Raw genomic sequence first — 14,692 nt, 5'->3', positions numbered from 1 at the left:
TTATTCCCTCTCCCCTCTGGGGAGAGGGTTAGGGTGAGGGGCAAAACATGATAAGGAATACGCCATGACCCATCTTGCAGACGTTATCAGCCGCGTAGACGCCGCCATTGCCAAAGACATCATCATTCCGATGAACGAACTGCTGATTGAACTCAGCGACGATGCAGCGCTCACGCGGGAAGACCGCTATGCCCAGCAGCAGCGGCTGCGTATCGCGATTGCCCACAAAGGCAATCACCACAAAGAAGAAACCGAAGAACGCCGCGAGCAGTTGACCCGCAGCGGCACTATTCTCTAGCCGGGAGTTAATATGCGTATTGGATTTATCGGGCTGGGCGGTATGGGCCAGCCAATGGCAGAAAATCTGCTGAAAGCCGGGCATCAGGTTGCCGTCTGGAACCGTTCTCCGGGCCCTTCTGAAGCCTTAAAAGCGAAAGGGGCGACAATACACGCCACGCCAGCAGCGTTCACCGACAGCGAAGTGTTGATCACTATGCTGGCCGACGATGACACCAGCCGCCGCGTGGTGATTGAGCAGGGCGCGCTCAATGCATTGCCGCAGGACGCTATTTGGATCAACATGGCCACGGTTTCCGTCGCTTTTACCAATGAAATGGCGGAAAAAGCCAGCGCAACCGGGCATCGCTATATTGCTGCGCCGGTACTGGGACGCGTGGACGTTGCCGCCGCAGGCAATCTCAACATTCTTACAGCCGGGCCTGCGGAACTGCTGGACAGCGTGCAGCCGCTTTTCGATGTGTTGGGGCAAAAAACCTGGCGCTTTGGCGACAGGCCAGAGCAGGCGGCGGCGGTTAAGCTGGCGGCTAACTTTATGCTCGCCAGCGCCATCGAAGCGATGGGGGAATCTTCTGCGCTGGTCGGGGCCTACGATGTAGCCGCCGGGGATTTCCTCGGCATGCTGACCAGCACCCTGTTTGCCGCCCCAGCGTATAAAAACTATGGCGCGATGATCGCCGAATCACGCTACAGCCCGGCCGGGTTTACCATGAAGCTGGGGCTGAAAGACGTGCGCCTGGCGCAGCAGGCCGCGGAAAATAAAAATGTGCCAATGGGTTTTGCGGGCGTATTGCGGGATAACTACCTCGATGCGCTGGCTCACGGCGATGAGCATCTCGACTGGGCGGCATTAGCCACGGTTTCCGCTCGCCGCAGCGGAAAATAACCTTCCCTGGCGGCGAAGGTATTATATTCGCCGCCAGATATATCCTCTTAATTATCCATTCGCACTAAAATAACGCCCCGTGACGGTGCTTTAAATATAATAAAATCTTATTTTTTAATATTAAATCCTTGTAAAACAGCACGTAATAAACTCTGGCACTGTAATTGCTTTATCTATTCCATCTTGTATACCAAGTGGGATGCCAGCTTATGTCAGTCGCTTTATTGTCGCAGTGGGTCGCCGATTACCAGCCGCAGCCGCATTCGTTGCCGGGCGCTTATCAGCAATTAATGGCTAATATTTCGCGGCAGGATAATGCGTGGATATATATCGCCAGTGAACAGCAAATTAATGAGCAAATAAAAGCGTTATTGCAGGTCATTAATGATGGGGAAAAAACGCCGACGGATTTCCCGCTATTTGGCGTGCCGTTTGCGGTTAAAGACAATATTGATGTAGCCGGGATGCCAACCAGCGCCGCTTGCCCGGTGTTTACTTATCATCCCGCCGATGATGCCACGGTGATTGCTCGACTTCGCGCCGCCGGAGCCATTGTAGTGGGCAAAACCAACCTTGATCAGTTTGCGACCGGGCTGGTCGGTACCCGCTCGCCGTATGGCGCGGTGGTGAACAGTTTCAATCCAGACTACGTTAGCGGTGGCTCGAGTTCAGGCTCCGCTTCCGTGGTGGCTCGCGGGCTGGTTTGCTTCTCATTGGGAACGGACACTGCAGGTTCCGGGCGCGTTCCTGCCGGGTTCAATAACATCGTTGGCTTAAAGCCGACCAAAGGCTGGCTCTCTACGGCGGGCGTGGTACCGGCCTGCCGCCTCAACGACTGTGTTTCGATCTTCGCCCATTCGGCGGCGGATGCTTCCCTGGTCGCCAGTGTAGCAGGTGGGTACGATCCGCTCGATCCTTATTCCCGAAGCAACCCTCACACCGCCCCGGCCCGGTTTAGCCCACGCCTGCGTTTTGCCATTCCAGACCGCCTGACATTCTTTGGCGACAAACTCAGCGAAGAGGCTTTCCAGCTTGCGCTGGACAGATTAATGGCGATGGGCGCGGAGCTGGTGGCGGTAGATTTCAGCGATTTCACCCGGCTGGCCGAGCAGCTGTATAACGGGGCCTGGGTGGCCGAGCGCACCGTCGCGGTGAAAGAGATCCTCGAAAAACATCCTGATGCCATGGACCCTACGGTGCGTGGGATCGTCGCCAACGGGCTGAGTTTCACGGCCTGCGATGCCTGGCAGGCGGAATACACCCGCGCTGAACTTGCCCGCCGCATTCAGCAGCAGCTTTCCGCGTTTGATGCCCTTGTGGTGCCAACGTCACCGACGATTCACACGCTGGCCGAAATGCGCGACGAGCCGGTGGCCTATAACTCGCAGTTTGGCACCTACACCAACTTTACCAATCTGGCAGACCTGAGCGCGCTGGCGCTTCCGGCGGATTTCCGGGCAGATGGTCTGCCAGCTGGGATCACGCTGATCGCCTCGGCCTGGCATGATGCCGCGCTCAGCCATTTTGGCGCGCAGTGGCAGGCGCAGCTTGATCTCCCTGTCGGAGCAACGGCCCAGAAATTGCCAGAACAACAGACCATGACACCTGCCAGCAGCTTCGTGCGCGTCGCTGTTGTGGGCGCACATCTGCGTGGGATGCCGCTTAACCACCAGCTAACCAGCCGCAACGCCGTCTTTGTCGAAGAAACCTGTACGGCAGATACCTATCGCCTTTACGCCCTGGCGAATACTCAGCCCCCGAAGCCGGGCCTGGTTCGCGCTGCCGAAGGGCAGCCGATCGCCGTTGAGCTGTGGGATATCCCGCTCGCGCGTTTTGGCGAATTTGTTGCCGAAATCCCCGCCCCGTTGGGGATCGGCACGTTGACCCTGCAGGACGGGCGCAGCGTAAAGGGCTTCATTTGTGAGCCGTGTGCGACAGAAGGCGCCACGGACATTACCGCATGGGGCGGCTGGAAGGCCTGGCTTGCCCGTCAACCTGGCGCTTAAGGAGAGGAATATGTTTAACAAAGTCTTAATTGCCAACCGCGGCGAAATTGCCTGTCGTGCCATTCGCACGCTGAAGAAAATGAACATTACCAGCGTGGCCGTCTATTCCGACGCGGACGCCAGCGCGCAGCACGTTATTGATGCCGATGAGGCGATAGCGCTCGGCGGAGATAAAGCCAGCGACACTTATCTGAATATCGAGAAAATACTGGCGGCGGCAAAAGAGAGCGGCGCGGAGGCGATTTTCCCCGGTTACGGCTTCCTCTCGGAGCGGGCGGAATTTGCCGAGGCTTGTGAAGCAGCAGGCATTATTTTTATCGGGCCAACGGCGCAGCAAATCAGTGATTTTGGCCTGAAGCACCGCGCCCGAGAGCTGGCCTCCGGCGTAGATGTGCCGATGACTCCCGGCACCGGGCTGCTGACATCCCTGGCGGAAGCACGGCTGGCGGCAGCGGAAATCGGCTATCCGGTGATGCTCAAAACCACGGCGGGCGGGGGTGGGATCGGTCTGACTCGCTGCGACAGCGAACCTGCACTGCTCGAGGCCTGGGAAAGCGTGAAGCGCATGGGGGCGCAGTTTTTCAGCGACGACGGCGTGTTTATCGAACGTTTTGTCGACAAAGCCCGGCACCTGGAAGTGCAAATTTTTGGCGATGGAAAAGGCAAGGTGGTTGCCCTGGGGGAGCGTGATTGCTCGCTGCAGCGCCGCAACCAAAAAGTGGTCGAGGAAACGCCAGCTCCAAATCTGCCGCAGACCACTCGAGCAGCGCTGCACCGTGCCGCCGTGGCGCTGGGTGAATCCGTTCATTACCGCAGTGCGGGAACCGTGGAGTTTATCTACGACGCAGCGCGGGATGCATTCTACTTCCTGGAGGTGAATACGCGCCTGCAGGTTGAACACCCGGTAACCGAGTGCGTCACGGGTCTGGATCTGATCGAATGCATGGTTCTGGTGGCGGCAGGCGCGTCGCCGGACTGGCAAAAAATGGCCGAAGCCCCTCAGGGCGCAGCTATCGAAGTCCGTATTTATGCCGAGGACGCGCTGAAAAACTTCCAGCCGTCGCCGGGCGTATTAACCGACGTTTATTTCCCAGAAGGCGTGCGGGTTGACGGCTGGGTCAGCACCGGCAGCGAAGTCAGTGCGTTTTACGATCCGATGATCGCCAAGATCATCGTTCACGGTGAAGACCGCCTGCAGGCGTTAAGTAAACTGAACGATGCGCTGGCCGCCACCCGCCTGCATGGGATCGCCACCAACCTCGATTATCTGCGCCAGATCGTCCGCTTGCCGGAGTTCAAAGCTGGCGTAATGTGGACGCGCCTGCTGGATAGCGTGAGCTATCAGGCGCAGGCCGTGGAAGTGCTGGAGCCGGGCACCTGGAGCAGCATTCAGGACAGCCCAGGCCGCCTCGGATACTGGGATATCGGCGTGCCGCCGTCCGGGCCGATGGATGATTTTGCTTTCCGCCTGGCGAACCGCATTGTCGGCAACCATCCTTCCGCCGCCGGGCTGGAGTTTACCCTGCAGGGGCCGACGCTGCGCTTCCACAGTGAAGCCACTATCGCGCTGACCGGCGCGCCTTGCCCGGCGACGCTGGATGACCAGCCGGTAACCTTCTGGCAGCCCACAGTAGTGAAAGCCGGGCAGATCCTGACGCTGGGCAGGGCGACCAGCGGCTGCCGTACCTATCTGGCGGTGCGTAACGGTTTTGACGTGCCTGTGTACCTCGGCAGCCGCTCTACCTTTGCGCTTGGCCAGTTTGGTGGGCATGCGGGGCGCACATTACGCGTCGCGGATGTGCTTGCCATTTCTCAGCCTTGCCTTCCAGCCTGCACTACGCCTGCGCCGATTAGCCTGCCGCAGACCCCTGAACCTGCGCTAATCCCGCAGTACGGAGAGGTATGGGAGATTGGCGTGCTTTACGGGCCACATGGCGCGCCGGATTTCTTCACGTCTGAGTCGATGGAGGCCTTTTTCAACGCTGAATGGCAGGTTCACTACAACTCTAACCGCCTCGGCGTGCGCCTTGTCGGGCCAAAGCCGGAATGGACCAGAGCCGACGGTGGCGAGGCGGGGTTACACCCTTCCAACGTGCACGACTGCGAATATGCCATCGGTGCGGTGAACTTTACCGGTGACTTCCCGGTGATCCTGACGCGTGACGGTCCAAGTCTCGGCGGATTTGTCTGCCCGGTGACGATTGCCAAAGCGGAGTTGTGGAAAGTCGGGCAGGTGAAGCCGGGCGATCGGATTCGTTTCCATGCCATCAGCTTTGAGCACGCGCAGTCGCTGGAGATTGCCCAGCAGGTGGCGGTGACCAACCTGTGTGCCGGCGCCAGCCTGCCGGATCTGCATCCTTCCATTGCGCCAGGTGCGACGACCAGCGCGGCGATTCTGGCGGAAATCCCCACTCAGGCTGAGCTTCCGGCGGTGGTTTACCGTCAGGCAGGCGACAACTATGTGCTGATCGAATACGGCGATAACGTACTCGACCTGGCGCTGCGGTTGCGTATCTATCTGCTGATGAAGGCGATTAATCAGGCGGCACAAGCGGGGATCGAGGAGCTTTCCCCCGGCGTGCGTTCGCTGCAGATCCGCTATGACAGCCAGCGTATTTCCCAGAGCCAACTGCTCACGCTGCTGCTGGGCATTGAGAAACAGCTGGGCGATGTGACCCAGTTGAAAATTCCTTCCCGCATCGTGCATTTACCGCTGGCCTTCGAAGACAGCGCCACGCTGGCGGCGGTGGAGCGTTATCAACAAACGGTGCGGGAAGAGGCTCCGTGGCTGCCAAACAACGTGGACTTTATTCAGCGCACCAACGGGCTGCAAAGCCGTGATGAGGTGAAACAGATCCTGTTCGACGCCAGCTATCTGGTGCTCGGCCTGGGAGATGTGTATCTCGGCGCACCTTGCGCTGTGCCGCTCGACCCGCGTCATCGCCTGTTGAGTTCGAAGTACAACCCGGCGCGGACGTGGACAGCTGAAGGCACGGTAGGGATCGGCGGGATGTATATGTGCATCTACGGCATGGATTCACCGGGGGGTTATCAGCTGGTGGGGCGCACGCTGCCTATCTGGAACAAATTCCTGAAAAACGAACAGTTTGGCGACGAGCCGTGGCTGCTCAAGTTTTTCGACCAGGTGCGTTTCTACCCGGTGAGCGAGGAAGAGTTAACCGCGTTCCGCACGGCATTCCGGGAAGGGCGTGCGCAGGTTGAGATCGAAGAAGTTGAGTTCGATTTTGCCGAATATAGTCGTTTTCTCGCGGACAACGCCGACGATATTACCGCTTTCCGCAGCCGCCAGCAGGAGGCTTTTCTTAGCGAAGTGGCGCACTGGAAAGAACAGGAAAGCGCGGCGGTGGAGAGCGCGTTAATGGCGGAGGATCTGCCGGAGGAAGAACAGATCGGGCAGCTCGTCAGCGCCGACCTGAACGGCAACATCTGGAAGATCCTGGTTGAGCCGGGGCAAAGCGTGAAGCAGGGCGAGCCGCTGCTCGTCGTTGAGGCGATGAAAATGGAGCTGCTGGTTAGCGCCCCGTGCGACGGCAAGGTGGTGCGGATCCAGTGTCAGCAGGGCCGACCGGTGGGGCCTGGGGATGCGCTGCTGTGGCTGGAGGCGGTGTAGGGGGATTTAGCCCCTCACCCTGACCCTCTCCCCAGAGGGGAGAGGGAATAAAAACAGAGCCTCACTTTCTTTCCCCCTCTCCCGGAAGGGAGAGGATCTTCACGTTTTCTCCCTCTCCCTTTCAGGGAGAGGGCCGGGGTGAGGGTAAAACAACACGGAAACCACTATGCCAAAGCGACCAGAAGCCGTAGCCGAGCGAATCTACCAGCAGCTCAAACAGGAAATTTTCGACTTCCTCCTGCTGCCGGGCGACCGCTTTAGCGAAAACGAAATTGCGGAGCGCATGAGCGCCAGCCGCACGCCGGTTCGCCAGGCGCTTTACGCCCTGCAGCAGGAAGGCTATGTCGATGTGCAGTCTCGCAGCGGCTGGCAGATCCGCGCGGTAGATTTCGATCATCTCGAAGCGCTTTACGATCTGCGCATCGTGCTGGAACTGGAGGCTGTAAAACGGCTTTGCCTGCGGGCTGATTCTGTTTTCCCGCTACCGCTGCAGGCTTTGAAACAGTTCTGGCTGGATGAACCACCGCTGGCAGAGGGAATGAACGTCGCCCCGCACGACGAGGCTTTTCACATGACGCTGGTCTCTGCGGCGGGCAACCCGGAAATGGCGAGGGTTCACCGGGAGATCACCGAAAAAATTCGCATTGTGCGCAGGCTGGACTTTACCCGTCAGCCTCGCGTCAGCGCGACATATGCCGAGCATGGGCAGATCCTGCTTGCCGTCCGGGACCGTAACCTTGAGGAGGCCCAAACCCGACTACACGACCACATCGCCGCAAGTCAGAAAGAGGTTCGTCAGATAACACTTCATATGCTGCACCAGGCCCGGCAATTCAAGCTGAGCTAATCACTTATTGTTACTTCAGGGGAGTCAGACTTATGCAACGTCGTACCTTTGTTAAAGCTTTCGCGCTTTCCGCTTCGGTTGTCAGCTTCGGGTGGGCCTTCGCAGCCCAGGCGGCGGACACCATCAAAGTCGGGATCATGCACTCGCTGTCGGGCACCATGGCCATTTCTGAAACGCCGCTGAAAGACGTGGCGTTGATGACCATCGACGACATTAATGCGAAGGGCGGCGTACTGGGTAAAAAGCTGGAGCCGGTGGTGGTTGATCCGGCGTCAAACTGGCCGCTGTTTGCTGAAAAAGCCCGGCAGTTGCTGAGTCAGGACAAAGTGGCCGTGGTCTTTGGCTGCTGGACATCCGTGTCGCGTAAATCCGTGTTGCCGGTCTTTGAAGAGCTGAACGGCCTGTTGTTCTACCCGGTGCAGTACGAAGGGGAAGAGATGTCGCCGAACGTGTTTTACACCGGCGCTGCGCCTAACCAGCAGGCGATTCCGGCGGTGGAATACCTGATGAGCGAAGACGGCGGGGCGGCGAAGCGCTTCTTCCTGCTGGGTACGGACTACGTTTATCCGCGTACCACCAACAAGATCCTGCGTGCCTTCCTGCACTCTAAGGGCGTCCAGGACAAAGACATTGAAGAGGTCTACACGCCGTTTGGCCACAGCGACTACCAGACCATCGTAGCCAATATCAAAAAATTCTCCGCGGGCGGTAAAACGGCGGTGATCTCCACCATCAACGGCGACTCCAACGTGCCGTTCTACAAAGAGCTGGCGAACCAGGGCCTGAAGGCGACCGACGTCCCGGTGGTGGCTTTCTCCGTAGGTGAGGAAGAGCTGCGCGGCATCGATACCAAACCGCTGGTGGGTAACCTCGCGGCCTGGAACTATTTCGAGTCCGTTGATAACCCGACCAACAAGCAGTTTGTCAGTGAGTGGAAGGCCTACGCCAAAGCCCACAACCTGCCGAACGCTAACACCGTGGTCACCAACGATCCGATGGAGGCCACTTACGTTGGCATTCATATGTGGGCGCAGGCCGTAGAGAAAGCGGGCACGACAGACGTGGATAAAGTTCGCGCGGCGATGGCCGGGCAGACCTTTAAAGCGCCTTCCGGCTTTACCTTGACCATGGACGCCACCAACCACCATCTGCACAAGCCGGTGATGATCGGCGAGATCGAAAGCAACGGCCAGTTCAACGTGGTGTGGCAGACCGACAAACCTGTGCGCGCTCAGCCGTGGAGCCCGTTTATTCCGGGGAATGATAAGAAATCGGATCTGCCGGTGAAGACCGCCAGCAACTGATGTTCGCCCCTCGGTGCATTTACCCTCACCCCGGCCCTCTCCCTGGAAGGGAGAGGGAGAAAGAGGGAAAGCCCTCTCTGAAAGGGAGAGGGAGATAAGTACAGGGCTATGCTCGATCCAGTTCCCTCTCCCCCTTGGGGAGAGGGTTAGGGTGAGGGGCAACAGGAGAAAGCCTTGCCTGGAAGGGAGAGGAAGAAAAGCGCAGAGCTATGCTCGATCCAGTTCCCTCTCCCCTGTGGGGAGAGGGTTAGGGTGAGGGGCAACAGGGTAAAACCATTCAGGAGAACGCCATGACATTAGCAACACTGGCCCGGCTGCTGCTGGTTGTGGCCGCTTTATTACCGGGGCTTGCCGCCGCCGGGGATGCAGAAACGTTTGCGGCGGCAAACCGCACGGCGCAGGCTGACCTGCTGCAAAGCTGGACGTTGGCACCCGATCCCGCGCGTTTACCGCTGCTCAATGCGCTGCAGCAGGAAACGCTGGTCACCGACGGACATTCTGCTTTCAACCAGACCGGTGCCACGCTGACGGCGTTGGGCGACGAAGCCCGGCCACAAGGCGAAACCAAAAAACTCCGTTTAACCAACCGACTGCGCGTTTTAGTCGCCGGGGCGCTGGCCAGTCATCAATTAATAAGTGACAACGTCACCACTCGTTTGAATGCCGCAAAAGCCTTGCAGAAAGAGGCTCCACCGGAGTTGCTGCCCGTCTTACAAAAGCGGATTAGCGCAGAAAAAGAACAAGGCGTGCGGGACGCGCTTGAACTGGCCGCCGCTCGTCTTGAGCTGACCAGCCCGCAGGCCGCCGTGCGCCTGGAGGCGGTTAAGCTACTCGGCAAGTCCGCTGACCCGGACACAGAAGCGTTGCTCAAACCTTTAACCGATGCTGGCTCAGAGCCGGATGCCAACGTGCGTCAGGCGGCGGTTGACGGGCTGCACCAAATCGAACGTCGCCAGATGCTGGGGGATATCCTCGGCCAGGCATTTATGGGGCTTTCTCTGGGCTCGATTTTGCTGTTGGCTGCGCTGGGGCTGGCGATCACCTACGGCCTGCTGGGTGTAATCAATATGGCGCATGGCGAAATGCTGATGCTGGGCGCGTACTCAGCGTGGGGCGTGCAGGCTGCTTTTCAGCAGTTTGCCCCGGCGTGGCTGGCGCTTTATCCGCTGGTTGCTCTTCCGGTGGCTTTTGCGATCACCGCCGGGATTGGCATGGCGCTTGAACGCACAATTATCCGCCATTTGTATGGCCGCCCGCTGGAGACGCTGCTGGCGACATGGGGTATCAGCCTGATGCTGATTCAGATCGTGCGGATGCTGTTTGGCGCGCAAAACGTTGAAGTGGCTAACCCGGCCTGGCTGTCCGGCGGGCTGCAGGTATTGCCGAACCTGATCCTGCCGTGGAACCGCCTGGTAGTGCTGGGCTTTGTGCTGCTGGTGCTGCTGTTTACCTGGCTGCTGCTGAATAAAACGCGGCTGGGGATGAACGTGCGCGCCGTAACGCAAAACCGTGCGATGGCGGCCTGTTGCGGCGTTTCTACAGGACGTGTGGATATGCTCGCATTCGGGCTTGGGTCCGGCATTGCCGGGTTGGGCGGCGTGGCGCTGTCTCAGTTGGGTAACGTCGGCCCCGAGCTTGGGCAGGGCTATATCATTGATTCCTTCCTGGTGGTGGTGCTGGGCGGCGTCGGGCAGCTTGCCGGGAGCGTGGCGGCGGCGTTCGGGTTGGGCATCTTCAACAAGATCCTCGAACCGCAAATTGGCGCGGTGCTGGGCAAAATTTTAATTCTGGTGTTGATCGTACTGTTTATTCAGAAGCGGCCGCAGGGGCTGTTTGCACTCAAAGGGAGGGTCATTGACTGATGACTATGCCGCTGACTTTAACGCTCGGACGTAAAGCGCCGCGTCTGGTTTTGGGGCTGGGGACGCTGCTGGTGATTTTGCTGCTGACGCTGCCGTTTCTGACGCTATTGCCTGCCAGTAATCCGCTCAGCCTGTCGACCTATACCATGACGCTTATCGGCAAGATCCTTTGTTATGCCGTCGTCGCGGTGGCGCTGGATCTGGTCTGGGGCTATGCCGGTTTGCTTTCCCTCGGACACGGGCTGTTTTTCGCCCTCGGCGGGTACGCGATGGGCATGTACCTGATGCGCCAGGCCGCGGGCGACGGGCTGCCCGGGTTTATGTCGTTTCTCTCCTGGAGCGAGCTGCCGTGGTACTGGTCCGGCACACAGTACTTCGCCTGGGCGCTGCTGCTGGCGATGGCGGTCCCAGGGCTGTTGGCGTTTGTGTTCGGCTATTTCGCCTTTCGCTCAAAGATTAAGGGTGTGTACTTCTCGATCATGACGCAGGCGCTGACCTACGCGGGAATGCTGTTGTTTTTCCGCAATGAAACTGGCTTCGGCGGCAATAACGGGTTTACCGGCTTTACCACTCTGCTGGGGATGCCTGTTACAGCGGTCGGGACGCGTATCGGGCTGTTTATCGCGACCGTTCTGCTTTTGGTGGCAAGCGTTGGGCTTGGCTTCTGGCTGGCGCGCAGCAAGTTTGGCCGCATTCTGACGGCGGTGCGTGATGCGGAAAACCGCCTGACGTACTGCGGGTACGATCCCCGGGGCTTCAAGCTGCTGGTGTGGACGCTTTCTGCGGTGCTGTGCGGCTTAGCCGGGGCGCTGTATGTGCCGCAGGTGGGCATTATTAACCCAGGCGAAATGTCGCCGACTAACTCCATCGAGGCCGCTATTTGGGTGGCGCTGGGGGGGCGCGGCACGCTGATCGGCCCGGTATTAGGCGCAGGGCTGGTGAACGGGTCGAAAAGCTACTTCACCATGGCGGTGCCTGAGTACTGGCAGTTGTTCCTTGGCCTGATTTTTATTCTGGTGACGCTGTTTTTACCGCACGGGGTGATTGGCCTGCTGCGCAAAGGAGAGAAATGATGCAGCCTGCCGAATCTCTGTTTACCCGCCAGTACCCCACGGATCGCTTTCGCGAGCAGACCGACCCGGTGCTGGCGCTGGAAAATATCAACGTTAACTTCGATGGGTTTCAGGCGTTAACCAACCTGTCGCTGAATATCGGCGTGGGGGAGCTGCGCTGCGTGATTGGGCCGAACGGGGCGGGAAAAACTACGCTGATGGACGTGATCACCGGCAAGACAAAACCCCAAAGCGGCAAGGCTTTTTACGACCAGTCCATCGACCTGATGCGGCTGGATCCCATTGAAATCGCCCAGAAGGGCATTGGCCGTAAATTTCAAAAACCTACGGTATTCGAGGCGCTGACGGTTTTTGAGAATCTGGAGATCGCCCAGAAAAACGAGAAGTCGGTGTGGGCGAGCCTGCGGGCGAAACTCAGCGGCGAGCAGCGCGACCGCATTGATGACATGCTGGTAACGCTGCGGCTTGCCGGGGAGCGACATCGGCGGGCGGGGCTGCTGTCCCACGGGCAAAAGCAGTTTCTCGAAATCGGCATGTTGCTGGTGCAAGAGCCGCATTTGCTACTGCTGGATGAGCCTGCGGCGGGCATGACGGATGCCGAAACTGAGTACACGGCGGAGCTATTCCGCAGCCTGGCGGGGAAACATTCGCTGATGGTGGTTGAGCACGATATGGGGTTTGTGGAAACCATTGCTGACCACGTCACCGTGCTGCATCAGGGGCAGGTGCTGGCGGAAGGATCGCTGCGCGAAGTGCAGGCTAATGAACAGGTTATTGAGGTCTACCTTGGCCGTTAAGGAGCAAATATGCTGCAGGTGAATGAGCTAAACCAGTATTACGGCGGCAGCCATATTCTGCGCGGCGTCAGTTTTGAGGTGCGCGTAGGGGAAGTGACATGTTTGCTCGGGCGTAACGGCGTGGGGAAAACCACGCTGCTGAAAAGCCTGATGGGGCTGGTCCCGGTGAAAGGCGGCAGTATTACCTGGCAGGGGAAAACCATCACCCAGCGCAAACCGCACCAGCGTGTCCAGGCCGGGATTGCCTACGTGCCACAGGGGCGGGAAATCTTTCCCCGGCTGACGGTGGAAGAAAACCTGCTGATGGGGCTGTCGCGCTTTTCCGGGCGGGAGGCAAAGGCCGTCCCGGACGAAATTTACCAACTTTTTCCGGTGCTAAAAGAGATGAAGCTCAGGCGGGGCGGCGATCTCTCTGGCGGGCAGCAGCAGCAACTGGCGATTGGCCGCGCCCTGGCCTGTAAGCCGCAGTTGCTGATTCTGGATGAGCCGACAGAAGGGATCCAGCCGTCGATTATCAAAGAGATCGGCCAGGTGATTCGCCTCCTCGCCGGGCGAGGGGATATGGCGATTCTACTGGTAGAGCAGTTTTACGATTTTGCCGCAGAGCTTGCAGACCAGTATCTGGTGATGTCGCGCGGGGAGATAGTCCAGCGCGGGGAAGGCAGCGCTATGGAACAAGAGGGCGTCCGCGGGCTGGTGGCAATATAAGTGGTCTGCCAATATTTACCGATTGTGGTACTTTTGGCTGGACCTCTGTGCGCCTATAGTTTTCGACATTCACCATCGAATTCCAGAGGTTAGCATGTCTTTTACCGTCAACAGTTTCCAGCAGCCGATTGGCTTATCTCTTCCTGACTGGCAGCGTCGCCCGCTGCCGGAGCGCGTCACGTTAAACGGGCAGTTTTGCCGCCTTGAGCCGCTGAGTGCGGCGCAGCACGGGGCTCAGCTTTGGCAGGCCTGGAGTCAGGCTGAAGATGCGCGCGGCTGGACTTATCTCAGCGTCGGGCCCTTCGATAACGAAGCTGATTTTCTGCAGTACGTTGCCGGGGCAGAACAAAGCCCGGACGCTTTTCATTATGCCGTGGTGGATAGCGCCGGCGGCAGAGTGCTGGGCTCGCTGTCGCTGATGCGCATTGACCCGGCCAACGGCAGTATCGAAGTCGGCTTTGTAGTGTTTTCGCCGCTGCTGCAGCGCACCGCTCTGGCCACGGAAGCCCATTTTTTGCTGATGAAATATGCCTTTGAAGCACTGGGCTACCGCCGCTACGAGTGGAAGTGCGACAGCCTGAACGGCCCATCCCGCCGCGCGGCGCTCCGTCTGGGCTTTCGTTTTGAAGGCGTGTTCCGCCAGATGGGCATCTACAAAGGGCGCACCCGCGATACGGCCTGGTTCTCCATCACCGATGGCGAATGGCCGCTGGTGAAAAGTGCGTTTGAACGCTGGCTTGCCGCGGACAATATGGCTAACGGCGTACAGCGTGTTGGCCTGGCGGCTATTCGCGACGTACTTAGCCGCCAGAAAAGCGAACCCGCTCGCAAGGTGAATGTCCGCCTGTTAACGGCGGGCGACCGGGCGCAGTGGCAGGCGCTCTGGCAGGGGTATCTGACCTTTTATGATGCTCAGATTGGTGACAGTGTCACTGATTTGACCTGGGAACGTATGCTGGATACGCACGAACCTATGTGGGGATTCGGAGCCTTTGACGACCAGGGCACCATGCTCGGTTTCACTCACTTCCTCTATCACCGCAGCACCTGGTCTGCCACGAATTATTGCTACCTGGAAGATCTGTTCGCGGCGCCGCAGACGAGAGGCAAAGGCGTTGGCCGGGCGCTGATTGAAGCGGTACGTCAGCACGCTGCAGCCAACAACAGTTCGCGGCTGTACTGGCATACCCATGAAACCAACGCCACCGCGCAGACGCTGTACGACAAAGTGGCGAAGAAGTCCGGCTTTATCAAATACGAAAAAGACGTGTAATCACCAGC

Annotated in this window: 11 protein-coding genes; all 11 read left to right on the top strand. The window is 58.8% G+C overall.

From position 1 onward, the window contains the following. Positions 1-64: 64 nt before the first annotated feature. The 11 genes from LH23_RS17400 to LH23_RS24395 all read left to right on the top strand — a co-directional run bounded on the left by LH23_RS17400 (position 65) and on the right by LH23_RS24395 (position 14,684). Positions 65-298 carry a DUF2526 family protein gene (locus LH23_RS17400; RefSeq protein ID WP_039293879.1) on the top strand — a complete coding sequence of 78 codons (234 nt, stop codon included), beginning with the start codon at positions 65-67 and terminating at the stop codon, positions 296-298. A 12-nt stretch (positions 299-310) separates the two neighbouring features. Beyond that, complete coding sequence (locus LH23_RS17395; RefSeq protein WP_039293876.1) at positions 311-1,183, top strand: NAD(P)-dependent oxidoreductase; 873 nt, start codon at positions 311-313, stop codon at positions 1,181-1,183. A 209-nt stretch (positions 1,184-1,392) separates the two neighbouring features. Next, complete coding sequence (atzF, locus tag LH23_RS17390) at positions 1,393-3,189, top strand: allophanate hydrolase (RefSeq protein ID WP_052050317.1); 1,797 nt, start codon at positions 1,393-1,395, stop codon at positions 3,187-3,189. A gap of 10 nt (positions 3,190-3,199) precedes the next feature. Continuing rightward, the gene (gene uca / locus LH23_RS17385) at positions 3,200-6,820 is read left to right on the top strand and encodes an urea carboxylase (RefSeq protein WP_039293874.1); all 3,621 of its coding nucleotides are present in this window, start codon (positions 3,200-3,202) and stop codon (positions 6,818-6,820) included. A 166-nt stretch (positions 6,821-6,986) separates the two neighbouring features. After that, positions 6,987-7,667 (top strand): GntR family transcriptional regulator, encoded by a 681-nt coding sequence (locus LH23_RS17380; RefSeq protein ID WP_039293871.1) that lies wholly within the window; start codon positions 6,987-6,989, stop codon positions 7,665-7,667. Between the two features lie 32 nt (positions 7,668-7,699). Beyond that, complete coding sequence (gene urtA / locus LH23_RS17375) at positions 7,700-8,971, top strand: urea ABC transporter substrate-binding protein (protein WP_039293868.1); 1,272 nt, start codon at positions 7,700-7,702, stop codon at positions 8,969-8,971. Positions 8,972-9,261: 290 nt separating this feature from the next. Beyond that, positions 9,262-10,833 carry an urea ABC transporter permease subunit UrtB gene (gene urtB, locus LH23_RS17370; RefSeq protein ID WP_039293865.1) on the top strand — a complete coding sequence of 524 codons (1,572 nt, stop codon included), beginning with the start codon at positions 9,262-9,264 and terminating at the stop codon, positions 10,831-10,833. Beyond that, complete coding sequence (urtC, locus tag LH23_RS17365) at positions 10,833-11,906, top strand: urea ABC transporter permease subunit UrtC (RefSeq protein WP_039293863.1); 1,074 nt, start codon at positions 10,833-10,835, stop codon at positions 11,904-11,906. The genes urtB and urtC overlap by 1 nt, the downstream gene beginning before the upstream one ends. Beyond that, positions 11,906-12,703 carry an urea ABC transporter ATP-binding protein UrtD gene (urtD, locus tag LH23_RS17360; RefSeq protein ID WP_039293860.1) on the top strand — a complete coding sequence of 266 codons (798 nt, stop codon included), beginning with the start codon at positions 11,906-11,908 and terminating at the stop codon, positions 12,701-12,703. The genes urtC and urtD overlap by 1 nt, the downstream gene beginning before the upstream one ends. Positions 12,704-12,712: 9 nt before the next feature. Next, positions 12,713-13,411, top strand: a complete 699-nt coding sequence (urtE, locus tag LH23_RS17355; protein ID WP_039293857.1) for an urea ABC transporter ATP-binding subunit UrtE — start codon at positions 12,713-12,715, stop codon at positions 13,409-13,411. Positions 13,412-13,505: 94 nt separating this feature from the next. Beyond that, the gene (locus LH23_RS24395; protein ID WP_039293854.1) at positions 13,506-14,684 is read left to right on the top strand and encodes a GNAT family N-acetyltransferase; all 1,179 of its coding nucleotides are present in this window, start codon (positions 13,506-13,508) and stop codon (positions 14,682-14,684) included. Positions 14,685-14,692 lie beyond the last annotated feature (8 nt).

It is taken from the genome of Cedecea neteri (assembly GCF_000758305.1).
In the GTDB taxonomy this organism is placed as follows: domain Bacteria; phylum Pseudomonadota; class Gammaproteobacteria; order Enterobacterales; family Enterobacteriaceae; genus Cedecea; species Cedecea neteri_C.
The sequence above is the reverse complement of the archived record's forward strand: the minus strand, read 5'-3'. Positions and strand labels throughout refer to the sequence as shown.